The organism is Embleya sp. NPDC025285, from assembly GCF_055558835.1.
The window spans coordinates 1-16,579 of record NZ_JBVHLU010000115.1 but is presented as its reverse complement, the minus strand read 5'-3'; the positions used below and the strand labels follow the sequence as shown (position 1 = coordinate 16,579).

The window sequence follows — 16,579 nt, the reverse complement described above, 5'->3', positions numbered from 1 at the left end:
AGGATCGACAGGCTCTCGGCAACAGGATCGTGCCGCCCGCACGCTCCTGGCATGACCACCACAACCGCGGCGCCGGACACGGCGCGACGCGCCCATCCGCTGCTGCTGACGGCGCTGCTCACCGCACAGTTCATGGCACTGCTGGACACCTCGGTCGTCAACGTCGCCGGTCCCACGATCCGAACCGACCTGGACACCAGCGGTGCGGGCCTGCAATCGATCGTCTCCGGTTACACCGTCGTCTACGCGATGCTGATCATCACCGGTTCGCGGCTCGGTGGCCGGCTCGGCTTCCGCCGGGTGTTCGGCGCCGGCCTGGTCGTCTTCACCCTCGCGTCGCTGCTGTGCGGCCTGGCCCGGGACGACACCTCGCTGATCGTGGCCCGCGCGATCCAGGGCGGCGGCGCGGCGCTGATGGTGCCTCAGGTGCTCAACCTGATCCAGGCCACCTACGTCGGCGCCGACCGGGCCCGGGCGATGGGTCGGTACGCGGCGACCATCGCCGGCGGCCTGGTGGCCGGACAGGTGGTGGGCGGACTCCTGGTCAGCGCCGATCTGTTCGGGCTGTCGTGGCGGCCGGTGTTCCTGATCAACATCCCGGTCGGGATCGTGCTGTACGTGCTCGCGAGGCGGGTGCTGCCGCCCGGTGGCATCCCCTCGGCGCGCGGCCTGGACATCCCGGGCCTGACCCTGCTCGCCCCCGCGCTGCTCGCGCTGGTCGTCCCGTTGGTGATGGGGCACGAGTTGGACTGGCCGACCTGGGGTTGGCTGAGCCTGGGTGGCTGCGTGGTGCTGTTCGCACTGTTCGCGCTCGTCGAACGGCGGGTGTCCGCACCGCTGATACCGGCCGCGCTGCTGCGGGTGCCGGGCGTGGTGGCGGGCGCGGTCACGCTGTTGCTGGCGATGACCGCGTTCGGCGGGCTGATGTTCTCCACCGCGCTGTACGTGCAGAACGGCCTGGGCTACAGCGCGCTGGAGGCGGGGCTGACCTTCATCCCGTCCTCGGTCGTCTTCGCGACGGTGTCGCTGCGCTGGCAGCGGCTGCCCGCGGCATGGCATCCGCGGCTGCCGATGATCGGGATGCCGATCGGCGCGCTCGGATTCACGGCCACCGCCTGGGCGTTCGGCGACGGACAGTCGTTGCCGGTGCTGCTCGCCACGATGATCCTGGGCAGTTTCGGGCTGGGTGTCGCGTACAGCCCGGTGATGATGCTCGCGCTGCGCCGGGTCCCGTTGCCGCTGGCCTCGGACGCGTCCGGGCTGATGGTGACGATGATCCAGCTCGGTCAGGTGCTCGGGGTGGCCGCGTTCGGCACGCTCTACCTGTCGGTGGGCGGCGACTTCCACCACGCGGGCGAGGTGACCTCGCTGACGATCGCCGCGACGGCGCTGGCGACCGCCGTGCCGGCGGCCCGGTTGCGCAGGTAGCGCGCGCTCACGCGGTGCGTGCGGCGTCGGCCGCGTCCTGGGCGGCCAGGACGCGGTCGCCGTGTTCGATGGACCACGCGCCGATGGCCTGGAACGCGACCAGGAGGGACTCGCCCAGGTCGGTCAGCGCGTACTCGACGCGCGGTGGCGCCTCGGCATAGGCGTGACGGGACACCAGACCGTGGTACTCGAGTCGGCGCAGCGTCTCGTTGAGAACCTTCGCGCTGATCCCGCCGATCCGCGCGGCCATGGCGCCCGGTCGCATGGGGCCGGCGGCCAGCGCGTAGACGACCACGCTGTTCCAGCGGTTGGTGAGCAGGTCGAAGCCGATGCGAGCGCGGCAGTCGGCGACGTACTCGCCCTTGTGTTCGGTCATGGCTTCATTCTCGCCCCGGTGAGACTTACCGAATGGTGCCTGTCGGCTTGCCTAGCTTCGAGGAGTCGGAGACGACCTTTCGAGCGAGCGGGGTAGTGGCTGTGCGAATCGGAATTCTGGGTGCGGGCAACATGGCGGTCGCGTTGGGCGGCAAGTGGGCGCGGGCCGGACACGACGTGCTGATCGGTGCGCGGTCGGCGGAACGGGCCGAGGTGTCGGCGAAGTCGATCGGGGCCCGGGCGGGTACGTTCGCCGAGGCCGCCGGGCACGGCGAGGCGGTGTTGTCGGCGGTCGGGCACGCGGCGACCGGCGAGGTGATCCCGCCGTTGGCGGAGTTGCTGGCCGGCAAGGCGCTGCTCGACTGCTCGAACCCGATGGTGCCGGGCCCGAGCGGGCTGGTCCTGACCACCGACGGCGGCCCGTCGGCGGCGCGCACGCTCGCGGACGCGGCGCCGGGGGCGCACGTGGTCAAGGCGTTCCACCTGGGCGCGGCCGGGGTGTGGGCGGGCGAGCACGCGAACGGGCTCGGGGTACCGCTGTGCGGCGACGACGCGGACGCGCTCGCCGTGGCGCACACCCTGGTCGCGGATGTGGGCTCGGTACCACTGGCGGTCGGCGGGCTGGAGCGGGCGGGCTATCTGGAGGCGACCGCGGCGATCGTGATCGGGATGTGGTTCGCCGATCAGGACCCGCGGACGATGTTGCCGGCGGCGGAGCACGCGCACGGGTAGCGGGCGGCCGGCGCGGCGAGGGGCCGCGGTCGCGAACGGCCGGACGGCGGGCGGGTGGTCCGTCCGGCCGGTCGACGCGGGTTCCTACCGGTCGTCTTCGCGCCGGTGCTCGTCGAGGTAGGCGATCAGGACCGGGACATGGCTGTGCTCCGGGTCGCGGACGGCGGTGAGCAGTGTGAGTCGGCCGTCGCCCACCCGGGTGAGCAGGGCGGCGCGGGCCGCGTGTGCCGGCGCGGATTCGAGCTCGTCGCGGTAGCGGGCGCGGAACACGTCCTCCGCCAGACCGCCGGCGTGCCGGGCCCGGCGCAGCTCGGTGGACGGGGTCAACTCCTTGGGCCAGTCGTCCAGCCGCGCGTCCGCCTTGGCGAGGCCGCGCGGCCACAACCGGTCGACCAGGACGCGCAGGCCGTCGTCGGGTTCGGCGGGTTCGTACACCCGGCGGACGCTGATGGTGGGTCCGTCGGCGGTACCGCGCCGGCTCATCGTGCCTCCCGTGGGGATCGGTGCCGGCGTGTACCCGGCTCGGGTCGATCTCACCGGGCGCGTCGATCGACGTGATCGCAGGGGCCGTTCACCGCCGGCGATCGTGGGTGTCGCCCGCGCCGGTCGCGGCACACGCGTGCCGCTTGCGCCCATCTCCGGGCCGGGCGTCAGTACGCGATGCCCACCGGCCGGCGGTAGGTGGCCGGGTCGTCCAGGACCGCGAGCATGCCGTGGGCGAGGTCGGCCCGGGCGATGGTGCCGCCGCGTGGGACGCTGCCGCCGATGTGGGTGCGGTAGGTGCCGGTGCCGGACCCGTTGGTCAGCCTCGGCGGTCGCATCGAGGTCCAGTCGCTGTCGCTGCGGGCCAACTCGCCCTCCATGGCGTCCAGGTCCGCGTACACGTCCTTGAGGATCGCGCGCAGGATCGGGATCAGCGCGCCGCGTACGAACACCGAGTCCTCGGTCGGCGTCGGGCCCACCGGGGCGGCGCTGATGGTCACCAGGCGCCGTACGCCGGTGTCGGCCATCGCGCTCAGGATCGCGGCGGTGGCCGCCGCCGCGATGCCGGCGGCCCTGCGGTTGCGTGGCCCTATCCCGGATATCACCGCGTCGCGGCCCTCGATCGCCTCGCGCAGTTCGGCCGGGTCCGTCACGTCCGCCCGTACGACCTCGATGTTCGGGTGTTCGAAGGCGGGCCGGGACGGCGCCCGGACCACGGCGGTGACCTTGTGTCCGGCGGCGACGGCATGGCGCAGGACGTGTTCGCCGGTGCCACCGGTCGCTCCGAGAACGGTGAGCCTCATGTGTTGCCTCCCGAGGTGGGTGAGTGTTCACTCACCTGCACATGGTGAATACTTGCTCACCCCTGCGTCAAGTCCGGGACCGGACCGCGCCGAACCCCACCGGACCGGCCCGAAATCCCCCGGACCGGACTGCCCACGAAGAACGGACGACCGCCGCGATGCCGCACTCGACCCGCCCCGAACCCCAGCGGCGGGAGCCGCAACCGGCGCCGACCCCCGGGCGCCGGCAGCAGGTCGTACCCACCCGGCAGCGGATCCTGGACGCCGCCGAGCACCTGATGCGCACGCTCGGACTCGCGCGCACCACGACCAAGGAGATCGCGCGCGCCGCCGGTTGCTCGGAGGCCGGGCTGTACAAGCACTTCACCGGCAAGGAGGAACTGTTCGTGGCGGTACTCCAGGAGCGGCTGCCGCCCCTGGGCCCGTTGCTCGCGCAACTGGCCGTCGAGTCGGACGGGCCCGACGGACCGGACGAGCCCGGCGGGGTGGAGCGGCGACTGACGGCGATCGCGACCCGGGCCGCGGAGTTCTACGAGCAGAGCATGCCGATCGCCTCGTCGCTGTTCGCCGAACCCGCGCTGCTGCGCCGGCACCGCGAGGCGCTGCGCGGCATCGGCGCCGGTCCGCACGTCCCGCTGCGCCTGCTCGCCGCCTACCTCACGGTCGAGCGCGACCACGGCCGGATCGCCCCGGATGCCGACCCGGAGGCCGCCGCCGCGATGTTGCTCGGCGCGTGTTACCAACGCGCTTTCCTGCGGCACTTCATGGGCATCGAGGACGGCCCGACGGTGGCCGAGTTCGCCGCGAGCGCGGCCGGGACGCTGATGCGAGGCATCGCGCGACCGTGACCGGCGAACGCGTCGAGTCGGCCCGGTGTCGTGGTGCGTGGTGCGTGCCCGGGTGGTGCGTTGCGGGGTGGGTGCCCGGTGATGCGTTGCGGGGCGCGGTGGGCCATACGCGGCTGCGAGCCATGCCGTAGGCACGGTTCGGCTGTCGGCGCGGCCTGCGACACTCCGGGCCCCGAAGGGCTCGGCTGCACCGACGTGTCGGTCGCGGCTCGTATCGTGCGTGCATGGAGCTGACACCACAGATGATCACGATCGACTGCGCCGATCCGCGCAGCCTCGCCGCCTGGTGGGCGAACGCACTGGGAGTGGAGATCGCCGAGGACTTCGGCGAGTTCGTCATCGTCGGCGCCGAGCCCTTGGTCCTGGGCTTCCAGCGGGTGCCCGAGGAGCGGGTCGGCAAGAACAGGGTGCATGTGGACTTCTCGGCCCCGGACCGGGCGGACGCGGTCGAGCGGTTGGTGGGACTGGGCGCGACGGTGGTGGCCGAGCGCGACGCGCCCGGACTGAAGTGGACCACCATGCAGGACCCCGCGGGCAACGAGTTCTGCGTCTCGGGCTGAGCGAACGCACGGCTGCCGACGCCGGAGGGAGGCCCGACCGGGACCCCTGCGGTGTCGGCGCCGCGCTCCGTGCGGCCGGGGCCGGTTCGGGTCAGGTGCGGGTGCGCAGGTAGCGCCCCCTGGCGAGTTCGGTGACCAGGACCGGCTTCTTCCCGTAGGCGGGCACCGTGGTGCGGCGTTCCTCGGTCATGCCCAGCTTGGCCATCACCTTGGCGGACGCGGTGTTGTCCACATGGCAGATGCTGACCAGGCGCGGCACGCGGGCGTACTCGAAGGCGAAGCGCAACACCTCGACGGCGGCCTCGGTGGCGATGCCGTGGCCCCAGTACGGTCGGGCCAGCCGCCACCCGATCTCGACCGCGGGCATCACCTCCGGCAGGAACTCCGGTACGGCCAGGCCCGCCCAGCCCGCGAACGCGCCGACCGGGCCCGGTTCGGCGGTGCGCAGTTCGATCGCGAACAGGCCGAAGCCGCGTGCCTGCCAGGCCTGTTCGTACTGGACCAGGGCGGCGGCGCTCTGCTCGGGGGTGCGCGGCAGGCCGTCGCCCACGTAGCGCATCACCTCGGGGTCGGCGTTCAGCGCGGTGAGCGCGGGCAGGTCGTCGTCGCGCCAGCGGCGGAGCAGGAGTCGGTCGGTCTCGATCATCGGACCATCCTGCCCGAGCGGAACCGGACCGCGAACCGGACGGGTGACCGGCCCGCGAAACAGACGAGGGGCGGACCGCGACCGGATGGCCGATCGGCCCGTCGACCCGACCGCACGAGGGCTCGATCGCGGGCGCCATCCGACCGACGACCCCGCGGGCCACCCACCCCGCCCGCACCCCGGATCGGGGCACAACGCGATGTCCGATTCCCGCCGGACGACGCGCTCGCGATCGCGCACAGTGGGATCCGGAAGCACCTATGACCAGTGCGCAAGGCCGGTCCCCGACCGATGCACACGGCCATCGCGATCTCGACGAAGGAAGCGACCATGACCGTCCACACCACCCTCGACAGCCCACTGGGCGAACTGCTGCTGATCGGCGACGAGCGCCCCGACGGCACGCTCGCGCTGTCCTCGCTGTCCGTGCCCGGGCAGAAGGGCGGCGCCGCCGTGCCCGCCGACTCGCGCCCCGACGCGGCACCGTTCGCCGAGGTGGTGCGCCAACTCGGCGCCTACTTCGCGGGCGACCTGCGCGACTTCGACCTGCCCCTGGCGCCGCGCGGCTCGGCCTTCCAGGAACGCATCTGGACCGCGATCGACGAGATCCCGTACGGCACCACGACCACGTACGGCGCGATCGCCGAACGGGTGGGCACCTCGCGGGCGGGGGTGCGCGCGGTGGGCACCGCGATCGGGGCCAACCCGCTGCTGCTGATCCGGCCCTGCCACCGGGTGATCGGCGCGGACGGCGCGCTGCGCGGGTACGCGGGCGGCCTGGACCGCAAGGAGTACCTGCTCGACCACGAGGGCGCGCTGCCGGCGCGCCTGGGGTGAGCGCCGTGGACACGCTGTTCGCCGGCACGCCCGCGACCACCACGGATTTGGCCGCACGGGTGGACGAGCACGGACACGCGCTGACCCACCGGATCCTGGACCCGGACACGTGCCGCGAGATCGCCGAACTGTACGACCGCCCCGAGCTCTTCCGCGCCACCATCGACATGGCCCGGCATCGCTTCGGCGCCGGGCAGTACCGCTACTTCGCCGCGCCCGTGCCCGAGCCGATCGCCGCGCTGCGCACGTCCTGCTACCCGCACCTGCTGCCGATCGCCCGCGCGTGGGCCGCCCGCCTGGGTAGGCCCGCACCCTGGCCGGACACCCTGGACGAGTGGCTGACGATGTGTCACGCGGCGGGCCAGACCAGGCCGACGCCGATCCTGCTGCGCTACGGACCGGGAGACTGGAACGCGCTGCACCGGGACCTGTACGGCGACCTGGTCTTCCCACTCCAGGTGGTGATCGGCCTGGACGAGCCCGGCATCGACTACACCGGCGGCGAATTCCTGATGGCCGAGCAGCGCTTCCGGGCCCAGTCGCGCGGCACCGCGATCAGCCTGCCCCAGGGGCACGGGCTGGTCTTCACCACCCGGGACCGGCCGATCCGCTCGGCCCGAGGCTGGTCGGCGGCGCCGATGCGGCACGGCGTGAGCACGGTGCACTCCGGGCTGCGCCGCACCCTGGGCCTCGTCTTCCACGACGCGGCGTGACGCGATGTACACGCTGATCGGGCCGGACGGGCGGCCCTACCGCAGTGCGACGCCGGGCACGCTCGGCGGCACCACGGGCGGTCGGCTGTACGGGCGGCTGGACTGCCGCAGCGCGCTGCGGGCGATCGAGCGCGGCGGCTACGTCGCCGGCCGGGTCTTCTTCGCCGACGAGGCGACCGCGATCAAGGCCGGGTTCCGGCCGTGCGCGGTGTGCCTGCCGGCTGCCTACGCCCGTTGGAAGGGCCGCCCGCCGGCGCCGCACACCGAGGCCGAACTGGCCGATCTGCTCCGCAGGTTGGCCGGTCGGCGGACGCTGGCGATCGGGCACGGCCGGGACCGCGCCTCGACCGCCGCCGCGCACGCGCTCGCGGCGGTCTGGCCCGGGGAGGTGGTCGCGGTGGTCTCCTGGCCCGAACAGGCCGCGTCCTGGCTGCGCCCGGCACAGCGGTTGACCGCGCACGCACCGGACGCGTGGGTGGTGGCGGGCTCGGCACCGGGGTGGGCCGGCATGCGCGAGCGACTGCTGCGCAGCACCGACTGGGACCCGGAACGCACCTACGCCTTCGCGTCGTTGGCGGATGCGATCACGGACCCGGACCGGGACGAGGGTGTCTGGTGGGCGGCGGCCCGACCGGGGTGACCGACGACCCGGCGGGCCCGCCGCGCAGGCCCGCGGGCACCGGCTACCGCGCGGCGTAGCGGATTTGCTCGAACGGCCAGTGTTTCGCCAACCACGCGGAGACCTCGCGGTACAGCGGCGCGTCGAGTTCGGCCCGATCCGCCCGTACCCAGGAACGCACCGAGGTGACGGCGGGGTCCTCGCGGTCGGGGTAGATGTACACACACCCGATCACGTCGTAGTCACCGGCGTTGCCACCGTTGTCGAGCACGGTGTACGTGAAGCCGGTGCGCTTGGTGAAGTCGTCGGCGTGCCGGACCAGATCCCGCAGGTTCTCGTCGGCGGTCATGCCGTCGAGCGGCGGCCAGTGCCGGTCCGCGAAGCCGGGCGTGGCCCGGATGTGCTCGATGCTCGACGACCACGCGGTCAGATCGGCCCGGTTGTGCCGGGCGGCCAGCGGTTCCAACCGGAAGGACGGCGTGACCGGCGGCGCGGGGACGACGAACTCGTCGGGGACGAAGGTGCGTTCGGACATGTCGGGAGCTTACGCCGGTGGACGGGAGCGGTGGGAGTGACGCGCCGGGCGGGTGTGGCGCGAGGTGGGTGTGTGGTCGGCGCAGGGCGGACGCGTCCCGTGTGGAGCGGGAGCGGGAGCCGGTGCCTTGGCGGATCCGGTGCGGTGGCGCGGCCGGGCGCCGGGCTCGGGTGTCGGACTCGGGCGCCGTGCCCGGGGTCGGGGTCGGGCTCGGAGGTCGGGCCCGGTCTCGGCCGCGTGGCGCTATCCGGCGGCGGGTGCCGGTGTGCGTGCGTCGGCCGCCGGGCGGGAGCCCGGTCGTACCGTCGCCGTCGCCGTCGAGGGGGTGGGGCGCTTCGACCGGGTGGCCGGGGTTTTATGTGAACTCGCCGACTAGTGAAGCCAGTTCGCGCCATTCGGTCAGCGGGATGCGGCCCTGGTCCGGGGTGAGGACCTGGAGGCAGACGTGGTCGGCGCCCGCGTCCAGGTGTTCGCGGATCCGCTCGGCGATCGCGTCGAGATCGCCCGGCGCGCACAGCGCGTCGACCAGGCGGGTGCCCTCGCCGTCGAGTTCGGCCTCGGAGAAGCCCATTCGGCGCAGGTTGTTCATCTGGTGCCGGGCGACCCGGTAGCCGGATGTGAAGCCGCGCGCGACCTCCACGGCCCGGGCCCGGTCCGGGGACAGCACCGTGGTCAGGGACACCGACAGGTACGGGTCCGGGCCCATCGTCTTCCGGGCCAGCGCGGTGTGGTCCACCGTCACCAGATAGGTGTGCGCGCCCCAGGTGCGTGCGCCGGCCAGCGCCAGCATCTTCGGGCCGAGCGCGGCGAGCACCCGGCGGCCGGGGCGTTCGGGCGGCGTGCCGATCAGCACGGCGGCGTCCATCTCGTCCAGGTAGGCGCCGACGCCGGCGACGGCGGGAGTGGTGTTCGCCTTGGGCATGCCCGGGATGTCCGCCTGGCCGGCGGCGCGGTGGCCGCCCAGGCCCAGCACGAAGCGGTCCGGGTAGGCCTCGTTGAGGGTGCGCTCGGTCGCGGCCATCAGGCGCGGCGTGCGCTCGGACATGATCGCGATGCCGGTGGCGACCGGGAGCGTACGGGTCGCGGCGAGCAGGAGTTGGGCGTGCGTGCCGGCCTCGCGGCCGATGCCCTCGCCGACCCACAGGCCGCCGTAGCCGAGTTCCTCGATCTCGGCCGCCGCCTCGCGCACCGCGCCGGCGGGTTGGCCGTCGAACGCGAAGGTCCACAGGCCGAGCCGCCCGAGGGCGGCCTTGTCGTGCGTCATCGGTGGTTCCGTTCCGTTGGTGGGCGGTCACAGGTCACAGGTCATGGGGTGCGGTCGCCGGGCGCCGGTCGGCGGCCGCCGATGCCGCGACGGGTTTTCCGCGCGCGGCATCGCACGGTGCCGAGGCCGGGATGGCGCCGGGGCACGGCCGCGCCCCGGGAGGCGGGGTTGCCGCGGTACCGGGCATGGCTGTGACCGGGACATTCCGGAGGCTGCCTCCGGTTTGCCTCGACCACCATATGGAGGCAGGCTCCGTTTGACAACGTCCGAGAGGGAACGCCGATGACCCGACCGATGCGCGCCGACGCCCGCCGCAACTACGAGCGCCTGCTCGCCGAAGCCCGGGTGGTGTTCGCCGAACAGGGCATCGACGCGTCGCTGGAGGAGCTCGCCCGTCGGGCCGGGGTCGGCATCGGTACGCTGTACCGGCACTTCCCCTCCCGGGACGCGCTCGTCGAGGCGGTGGTGCGGGACCGCTACGACGGCCTGACCGCGCGGGCTCGGGCGCTGGGCGACACCGCGGCCGCGCGCGACGCGCTGGCCACCTGGCTGCGGCTGCTGATCGAGGGCGCGGGCACGTTCCGGGGGATGAGCGCGACGTTGATGGCCACGCTCGCCGACGAGACCTCCGAGTTGTACGCCTCCTGCCACGCGATGCGCGCGGCCGGCGCCGACCTGCTCGCGCGCGCCCAGGCGGCCGGCCAGGTCCGCGCCGACATCGACACCGACGAACTCTTCACCCTCGCCCACGGCATCGCCTGGGCCCACGAACAGCGCGGCGTCGACGACCCGGAGCGGTTGCCGAAGCTCGTCGACGTGGTCGTCCTCGGCCTCGCCACGCGCCCCTGATCCGGCGCCCTCGATCCGAGGCCGAGGGTGACCGGCGTCGCGGGCCCGAACGCGGCACACGTCGCCGGCCGGGACCCTGTCGGCCGGTGCGCCGCGGGCTGGGACAGACTTCGGTGTCATGGACGAGCATGCGAACGGCCTTTCGGAGAGCGGTGCGGGCGGCCCGGGTGAGGGCCGTGCGGACGATCCGGCGCGGAGCGCGTGGACCGTCGCGGCGGGGGCGTTGTTCTTCGACGACCGGGGCCGCGTGCTGCTCGTCGAGCCCGACTACAAGCCGGGGTTGGAGTTTCCGGGTGGCATCCTGGAGCCGGGGGAATCGCCGTGGGCGGGTTGCGTCCGCGAGGTTCGCGAGGAACTGGGCATCACCCTGGACGGGCCGCCGAACCTGCTCGTGGCGCAGTGGGTGGCGCCGGTGGACGGGCATCGTGGCGGTATGCGCTGGTTGTTCGACGGTGGCGTGCTGACTCCGGATCGACTCGCCGGGATCCGGCTCCAGGCCGACGAGTTGCGGGCCTGGCACCTGCTGACACCGGATCGGGGCGCGGCCGCGATGCCGGCGGGGCGGGCCGCACGGCTGCGAGCGGCGCTGCGGGCGCGGGAGAGCGGACGGGCGATGTACGTCGAGGTCGGGGAGTTCGATACGGCGGACGTCGGCACGGCGGGCGCCGGGATCGAAGACGTCGACACCGGGAGCGTCGAGACCGAAGACGTCGAGACCGCGCGCTGACGCGTACGGCGGGCCGCGGCCGGCGTGCGGGGTGCCTGCCGGGGCGCCGGCTCGGCTGACCCGCGCGGCGCGGCTCAGACCTGCGGGGCGGCGTTCGCCACGGCCGCCGTCAGCGCCTCGACGAGCGGGACCGGTGCGGCGTCGGCCGGCGGATACACCACCAGCGTGCCGTCGTCCGCGACGCCGAAGCAGCCGCCGGCGCGACCCTCGCGTGCGGCCCGGTCGGCATCGAGCACGATCGGCGGGCCCTCGCGGAGGATGACGGTCTCCGCTGTCAGGCCCGCGCCCAGCAGGGCCGCGCGCAGCGCCTTGGCCCGACCGGGGTGCGAGACGCGCAGCCAGACCTCCTCGGTCGCCAGGGCGCCCCGCTCCAGGAACGGCCCACCGCGCGCGTCCAGCGAGAACAGGTCCAGGACCGGTCGACGCCGGTCGACGACGGCGGCGGTCGGGCGGCGGGTCAAGCGCGCCGGGCCTCTCCTCGGCGGGAACCCGACCACCGGCAGCGCCACGGCGCCCCGGTTCGCCAACTCCGTCGCCGTCGCGGTCAGGAGACGCTCGATGCGTGCGAGGGTCCGGACCCAGTCCTCCCGACGTCCCGCCGCCGCCCGGCCGGCCGCCGTGGCCGGGTCCGCCGACCGCTGTCGCTCCGCCTCGATGACGGCGTCGAAGTCGCTCATGCCGGCAACCTACCGGCGCTCGACGTGCTCCGGTCGGACGCGGCCGTGCGGGGTGGATCGGGAGCGATCCCGGGCCGGTCGGGTCGACCTGCCCGACCGTCAGTGCGCCCGACCCCGTCCCTGGCCGAACGGCAAGCCGCTTTCCGTGTGAACAGCGGTGCCGAGATGAAAATTGACGCCCCATCAGCCTTGTCGATTGGCAGAGGTCGACGTATGTTCATGCCCAACAGGAAGGGGGACCCGTGGCGATTCCGGCACCGGAGGACACCTATGACAAGGTGCTCCAGGCGGCAGAGGAACTGTTCGGCGAACACGGTTTCGCCGGCACCTCGCTGCAGGCCATCGCCGATCGGGTCGGGGTGACCAAGGCCGCCCTGTACTACCACTTCCGCACCAAGGACGAACTGCTCGACGCCCTCCTGCGCCCGGCCCTGAACGACCTGGACCGGGTGTTGGAGGTCGCCGAGAGCAGGCGCGGCAGCACCGCTCGCCAGCGCCTGCTGTTCGAGGGCTACGTAGAGTTCCTGATCCGGTACCGCACCCTCGCCGTCATCCTCGATCGGGACGTCGCGATCGGACGCCACCGCGCCATCAAGCCCCGACTCGCCTCGATCACCGCGCGGGTGCGCGAAGTCCTCGACGACGTCGACGACTCGATCGAGTACCGCGTGTCCACGGCCGTGGCGATGGGCGGCATCTACTCCGCCGTCGCCGCCTTCCCGGAACTGCCCGACGACGAGCTCGGTCGCATCCTGCGCGGTGTGGTCCGCAAGCTCCTGGGCCCACGCCGCAGGGCGTCGGGCCCGGTCGCCGGGGTCTGACCCGCACCACCGCACCGCACCACCCAGGCACGACGCCCAGCCAGACCACCCGCACAGGCACACCATCTCGCACGCACCACCGCACCACCGCGCTTTCCGGCACCCGTCCCCGGCCGGTTTCCGCGGCGACCTCGCACACCCTCCGGCAACGGGAGTTCCACCATGACGTGTCCGGTCCTCGACCACGGCTTCGACCCCACCGACCCCGACCTGTACACCACGCGCATCCCGCTGGACGAGTTCGCCCAGTTGCGCAAGACGTCCCCGGTCGTGTGGGTCCCGCAGACGCCCGAGGTGTCCAACTTCGGCGACGACGGCTACTGGCTGGTCACCCGGCACGCGGACGTCAAGGAGGTCTCCACCAAGCCGGAGATCTACTCGACGAACAAGAACACGGCGATCATCCGGTTCGCCGAGGGCATGGACATGTCCAACATCGACGCGCAGAAGCTCATCATGATCAACATCGACCCGCCGGAGCACACCAGGCTGCGCAGCATCGTCCAGCGCGGTTTCACGCCCCGGGCGATCAACGCGCTCCAGGCCGCGTTGACCGAGCGGGCCGCGCAGATCGTGGCGGACGCCAAGCTCAAGGGCTCCGGCGACTTCGTCACCGAGGTCGCGTGCGAGCTGCCGTTGCAGGCGATCGCGGAGTTGATCGGCGTACCGCAGGAGGATCGCAAGAAGATCTTCGAATGGTCGAACAAGATGCTCGGGTACGACGACCCGGAGTACGCGGAGTCCACCGAGGTCGGCGCGCAGGCCGCCGCCGAGCTGATGCTGTACTCGATGGGCATGGCCGAGGAGCGCAAGGCGTGCCCGGCGCAGGACATCGTCACCCGGCTGATCACCGCGGAATCCGACGGCAGCCTGTCCTCGGACGAATTCGGCTTCTTCGTACTGCTGTTGGCGGTCGCGGGCAACGAGACCACGCGCAACGCGATCACGCACGGGATGCTCGCGTTCTTCGACAACCCCGACCAGTGGGAGCTGTACAAGGCGGAGCGCCCGGAGACCACGGCGGACGAGATCGTGCGGTATTCGTCGCCGGTGATGTCCTTCCAGCGCACCGCGACCCAGGACACCGTGCTCGGCGGCCAGGAGATCAAGGCGGGGCAGCGGGTCGGCATCTTCTACAGCTCGGCCAACTACGACGCCGACGTGTTCGAGAACCCGATGAAGTTCGACATCACCCGCAACCCGAACCCGCACCTGGGCTTCGGCGGTGGCGGTCCGCACTTCTGCCTGGGTGCCTCGCTGGCCCGGATGGAGATCAACCTGATGTTCAACGCGATCGCCGACGCGATGCCGGACATCACCAAGGCGGCCGACCCTCGCCGGCTTCGCCACGCGTGGATCAACGGCATCAAGGAACTCCAGGTGCACTACACGGGCAAGTAGCCCACCGGATCTCGGCAGGAGCGCCGGTCGACGACCCGCGACCCGGCCGAACGTGACAGGCGCCGTCCGCTACGGGAGCAGCGGGCGGCGCCTTCGCGGTTTCCGGGGTGGGACTTCGGTGTCGGAGAAGGTCACGACTCGGTGAACGAGGTCCGATCGGGTGGTCCGGGGGCATAGCCTCCGCCGCATCCGACCGTGGGGGGTCTCGTGAGCAGTCAGTCGTCGCAGCCGCGTCGACGTATCGGCAACCGCGTCGTAGGGGCATGCGTTGCCATCGTCCTGGTGATCGGCGCCGCCGTGTTCGTGTCGACCCTGGTGCGGGGCAAGGGGGACGGCGACACGGCGACGCCGGCCGCCGGAGCCGGGGCGAACTCCGCCTCGGCCGGCGACAGTCGCTCGCCGAACGATGCCCGCTTCATCGCCGAACTGGGTCGCGTGGCGCCACAACTGGTGGGCGCCAAGGCCGACTTCAGCGTATTGCTGAGCATGGCCAACGTGTCCTGCGGGTGGGTCGCGATGGGCAAGGAGCGCGACGAGATCGCGGGCCGCATCATGGGCGTCACCTTCACCCGCGAGGAGGCCGCCGCCATCACGAACGCGGCGATGGCGGTGTACTGCCCGGCGGGAGGCCGCAAGTAGCAAGTAGGGGGCGCAGGCGGCGGGACGCCACCGGGGACGGCGCGGCCGGGGCGGTGTGCGCGACGCGGTCACCCACTCGGATGTCCCGAACGGGGCGGGCCCGGCGGCCGGCGCGCGGAGTGTGGGAGCGGCGTGCGAAGGTGACTGGTTCAAGATCGATGGACCGGGACCAGGGGAGCGACGTGGGCGGCGTTGACGAGGGTGTGTACGTGGTGCGCAACGTGCACAGTGGGCTGGTCCTCGAGGTCGAGGGCGGGCGTACGAACAGCGGGGCCAACGTGTGGCAGGGCGCCGAGGACGGCTCCACCGCGCAGCACTGGCGGATCACCGCCGTTCACGCGGGCGGCGCGGTGTACCACCTGGAGCACGTGGTCAGCGGGAAGCGGCTGGACGTGACCGGTGCCTCGGAGGAGAACGGGGCCAACGTGCAGCTCTGGCGGGCGAACAACTTCGGCGCGCAGGAGTGGATCCTGGAGCAGCACGCGGACGCGCCGGGGCGGGTCACGCTGATCAACTACGTCAGCGGGCTGCTCCTCGAGGTGGCCGACGACAGCACCGAGCCCGGTGGCAACGTGCGGCAGTGGGAGGACACCGACCGCCCCTCACAGTGGTGGGCGCTCGAAGCACGCTGAGCCCGCGGCCGGCCGCCGCGTGCCGCCCCGGCGTCGCCGTGGCTACGCGGCGGCCACCACGTGGGTGCGCGCGAGTGCCGGGGCGGTGATCCGCGGGCGAGCGCCGGGGCGGGCGAAGACGAACAGCCGCAGCACCACGAACCGGCCGATCCCGGCCAGGCCGGACGCGCCCAGGTAGACGCCCTGCTCGACCAGGACGCCCGCGCCCGGGGCGGCCGCGTGCAGCCCGAGCACCGCGGCGGTGGTGAACAGGTAGGCGACCAGCGCGCTGAGCGCCGACTGCCCGTGCGCGCGCAGCCCTGCGCGCCCGCCGCCGAAGGTGAACCGGCTGTGCAGCTCGGTGGCGGCCACCGTGGAGACCACGGTCACGAACGCGTTGGCGACCGCGATCGGCATCGTGTCGGAGAGCACGACCAGCGCGCCCGAGGAGGCGATCCCGGTGCCGCCGCCGAAGACCACGAACCGCGCGAACGCGGCGATCGAACCGGACTTCCCGGCCCTGCCGCCGGCTGCGTTGCTGGTGTTCCCCGTGGTCTTCATGTCCTTCAGCCTAGAAACGAATGAGGCCAGGGACGTTCCTGATTCACCAGGTGCGCGCGAGGTGCTCGGCAAAAACCTGACGGCTTGCCGGAACCCCTCTCCCATATGGCCTTCGGGCCCCTCCGCCCGCTGATCCGGGACGGCTGTGACCCCTCCACCCTGATGCACGAGCGCCCCTCGACGCACCCGATTTTTCCGCCCGCCGGGTGTCCGCACCGAAGGGTTGGCGGCGGCGCGGGGATCGCCGGAGCGGACCCCGTCGAAGGCCCGAACACGCACCGACCCCGGTCGGCCCGCGAGGCGGGGGACCGGGGTCGGTGCGGCGCGTGGCGCCGGTGTCGGGCGGGTCCTAGTTGCAACGCCGTTCAGTTAGGGCGGGGTGGGTGGTGTCAAGGGTCGGTCATGAGCACGTTGATGCCGATGGTGGCCTTGTAGGTGGTCCGATCGATG

At 72.8% G+C, this 16,579-nt stretch carries 21 protein-coding genes; 13 read left to right on the top strand and 8 right to left on the bottom strand.

Translation table 11 applies throughout. The features are described from left to right. Nucleotides 1-51: 51 nt before the first annotated feature. On the top strand, nucleotides 52-1,428 hold the full coding sequence (locus ACZ4FV_RS44015; protein ID WP_465326448.1) for an MFS transporter: 1,377 nt from the start codon (nucleotides 52-54) through the stop codon (nucleotides 1,426-1,428). A gap of 7 nt (nucleotides 1,429-1,435) precedes the next feature. Here ACZ4FV_RS44015 and ACZ4FV_RS44010 read toward each other — a convergent pair whose 3' ends face one another. Beyond that, nucleotides 1,436-1,804 carry a winged helix-turn-helix transcriptional regulator gene (locus tag ACZ4FV_RS44010; protein WP_395865351.1) on the bottom strand — a complete coding sequence of 123 codons (369 nt, stop codon included), beginning with the start codon at nucleotides 1,802-1,804 and terminating at the stop codon, nucleotides 1,436-1,438. Between the two features lie 101 nt (nucleotides 1,805-1,905). Here ACZ4FV_RS44010 and ACZ4FV_RS44005 point away from each other — a divergent pair, with 101 nt between their 5' ends. Further along, nucleotides 1,906-2,535, top strand: coding sequence for an NADPH-dependent F420 reductase (locus ACZ4FV_RS44005; RefSeq protein ID WP_395865349.1), 630 nt, complete (start codon nucleotides 1,906-1,908; stop codon nucleotides 2,533-2,535). Nucleotides 2,536-2,619: 84 nt separating this feature from the next. Here ACZ4FV_RS44005 and ACZ4FV_RS44000 read toward each other — a convergent pair whose 3' ends face one another. Beyond that, a complete protein-coding gene (locus ACZ4FV_RS44000; protein ID WP_402232098.1) occupies nucleotides 2,620-3,018 on the bottom strand; it encodes a DUF488 domain-containing protein in 399 nt (132 codons plus the stop codon). Nucleotides 3,019-3,185: 167 nt separating this feature from the next. Further along, the gene (locus tag ACZ4FV_RS43995) at nucleotides 3,186-3,821 is read right to left on the bottom strand and encodes an NAD(P)-dependent oxidoreductase (RefSeq protein WP_395865345.1); all 636 of its coding nucleotides are present in this window, start codon (nucleotides 3,819-3,821) and stop codon (nucleotides 3,186-3,188) included. A gap of 158 nt (nucleotides 3,822-3,979) precedes the next feature. Between ACZ4FV_RS43995 and ACZ4FV_RS43990 the strand changes: the two genes are divergently transcribed. Both ACZ4FV_RS43990 and ACZ4FV_RS43985 read left to right on the top strand, forming a co-directional pair. After that, entirely contained in the window at nucleotides 3,980-4,669 is a 690-nt protein-coding gene (locus ACZ4FV_RS43990) for a TetR/AcrR family transcriptional regulator (protein ID WP_395865343.1), read from the top strand. 224 nt (nucleotides 4,670-4,893) lie between these two features. Next, nucleotides 4,894-5,229, top strand: coding sequence for a VOC family protein (locus ACZ4FV_RS43985; protein ID WP_395865341.1), 336 nt, complete (start codon nucleotides 4,894-4,896; stop codon nucleotides 5,227-5,229). Nucleotides 5,230-5,320: 91 nt separating this feature from the next. Here ACZ4FV_RS43985 and ACZ4FV_RS43980 read toward each other — a convergent pair whose 3' ends face one another. Then, entirely contained in the window at nucleotides 5,321-5,875 is a 555-nt protein-coding gene (locus ACZ4FV_RS43980) for a GNAT family N-acetyltransferase (RefSeq protein WP_395865339.1), read from the bottom strand. Between the two features lie 330 nt (nucleotides 5,876-6,205). Here ACZ4FV_RS43980 and ACZ4FV_RS43975 point away from each other — a divergent pair, with 330 nt between their 5' ends. From ACZ4FV_RS43975 to ACZ4FV_RS43965, 3 genes are read left to right on the top strand one after another with little or no spacing between them, the layout of a single operon-like run. Further along, nucleotides 6,206-6,712, top strand: coding sequence for a methylated-DNA--[protein]-cysteine S-methyltransferase (locus tag ACZ4FV_RS43975; RefSeq protein WP_395865337.1), 507 nt, complete (start codon nucleotides 6,206-6,208; stop codon nucleotides 6,710-6,712). After that, entirely contained in the window at nucleotides 6,709-7,425 is a 717-nt protein-coding gene (locus tag ACZ4FV_RS43970) for a 2OG-Fe(II) oxygenase (protein WP_395865335.1), read from the top strand. The genes ACZ4FV_RS43975 and ACZ4FV_RS43970 overlap by 4 nt, the downstream gene beginning before the upstream one ends. A 4-nt stretch (nucleotides 7,426-7,429) precedes the next feature. Next, nucleotides 7,430-8,065 (top strand): hypothetical protein, encoded by a 636-nt coding sequence (locus tag ACZ4FV_RS43965; protein WP_395865333.1) that lies wholly within the window; start codon nucleotides 7,430-7,432, stop codon nucleotides 8,063-8,065. Nucleotides 8,066-8,108: 43 nt separating this feature from the next. Here the strand turns inward: ACZ4FV_RS43965 and ACZ4FV_RS43960 are convergent, their stop codons facing one another. Further along, nucleotides 8,109-8,579 (bottom strand): N-acetyltransferase, encoded by a 471-nt coding sequence (locus ACZ4FV_RS43960; protein WP_395865331.1) that lies wholly within the window; start codon nucleotides 8,577-8,579, stop codon nucleotides 8,109-8,111. A 355-nt stretch (nucleotides 8,580-8,934) separates the two neighbouring features. Then, nucleotides 8,935-9,843: a TIGR03620 family F420-dependent LLM class oxidoreductase gene (locus ACZ4FV_RS43955; RefSeq protein ID WP_465326441.1), complete on the bottom strand. Its 909-nt coding sequence runs from the start codon at nucleotides 9,841-9,843 to the stop codon at nucleotides 8,935-8,937. Nucleotides 9,844-10,125: 282 nt separating this feature from the next. Between ACZ4FV_RS43955 and ACZ4FV_RS43950 the strand changes: the two genes are divergently transcribed. Together ACZ4FV_RS43950 and ACZ4FV_RS43945 are read left to right on the top strand one after the other, a co-directional pair. Next, the gene (locus ACZ4FV_RS43950; protein ID WP_402232091.1) at nucleotides 10,126-10,692 is read left to right on the top strand and encodes a TetR/AcrR family transcriptional regulator; all 567 of its coding nucleotides are present in this window, start codon (nucleotides 10,126-10,128) and stop codon (nucleotides 10,690-10,692) included. A 118-nt stretch (nucleotides 10,693-10,810) separates the two neighbouring features. Further along, entirely contained in the window at nucleotides 10,811-11,419 is a 609-nt protein-coding gene (locus tag ACZ4FV_RS43945; protein WP_395865325.1) for an NUDIX domain-containing protein, read from the top strand. 74 nt (nucleotides 11,420-11,493) lie between these two features. Here ACZ4FV_RS43945 and ACZ4FV_RS43940 read toward each other — a convergent pair whose 3' ends face one another. Then, nucleotides 11,494-12,096, bottom strand: a complete 603-nt coding sequence (locus tag ACZ4FV_RS43940) for a hypothetical protein (RefSeq protein WP_465326439.1) — start codon at nucleotides 12,094-12,096, stop codon at nucleotides 11,494-11,496. A 242-nt stretch (nucleotides 12,097-12,338) separates the two neighbouring features. Here ACZ4FV_RS43940 and ACZ4FV_RS43935 point away from each other — a divergent pair, with 242 nt between their 5' ends. The 4 genes from ACZ4FV_RS43935 (at nucleotide 12,339) to ACZ4FV_RS43920 (ending at nucleotide 15,589) form a co-directional block, all read left to right on the top strand. After that, nucleotides 12,339-12,917 (top strand): TetR/AcrR family transcriptional regulator, encoded by a 579-nt coding sequence (locus tag ACZ4FV_RS43935; protein ID WP_402232087.1) that lies wholly within the window; start codon nucleotides 12,339-12,341, stop codon nucleotides 12,915-12,917. 162 nt (nucleotides 12,918-13,079) lie between these two features. Continuing rightward, the gene (locus tag ACZ4FV_RS43930) at nucleotides 13,080-14,318 is read left to right on the top strand and encodes a cytochrome P450 (protein WP_395865319.1); all 1,239 of its coding nucleotides are present in this window, start codon (nucleotides 13,080-13,082) and stop codon (nucleotides 14,316-14,318) included. Nucleotides 14,319-14,525: 207 nt separating this feature from the next. Further along, nucleotides 14,526-14,957: a DUF732 domain-containing protein gene (locus ACZ4FV_RS43925; protein WP_395865317.1), complete on the top strand. Its 432-nt coding sequence runs from the start codon at nucleotides 14,526-14,528 to the stop codon at nucleotides 14,955-14,957. Between the two features lie 182 nt (nucleotides 14,958-15,139). Next, on the top strand, nucleotides 15,140-15,589 hold the full coding sequence (locus ACZ4FV_RS43920; RefSeq protein WP_402232084.1) for an RICIN domain-containing protein: 450 nt from the start codon (nucleotides 15,140-15,142) through the stop codon (nucleotides 15,587-15,589). A gap of 42 nt (nucleotides 15,590-15,631) precedes the next feature. Here ACZ4FV_RS43920 and ACZ4FV_RS43915 read toward each other — a convergent pair whose 3' ends face one another. Continuing rightward, a complete protein-coding gene (locus ACZ4FV_RS43915; protein WP_395865313.1) occupies nucleotides 15,632-16,129 on the bottom strand; it encodes a GtrA domain-containing protein in 498 nt (165 codons plus the stop codon). Between the last annotated feature and the right edge of the window lie 450 nt (nucleotides 16,130-16,579).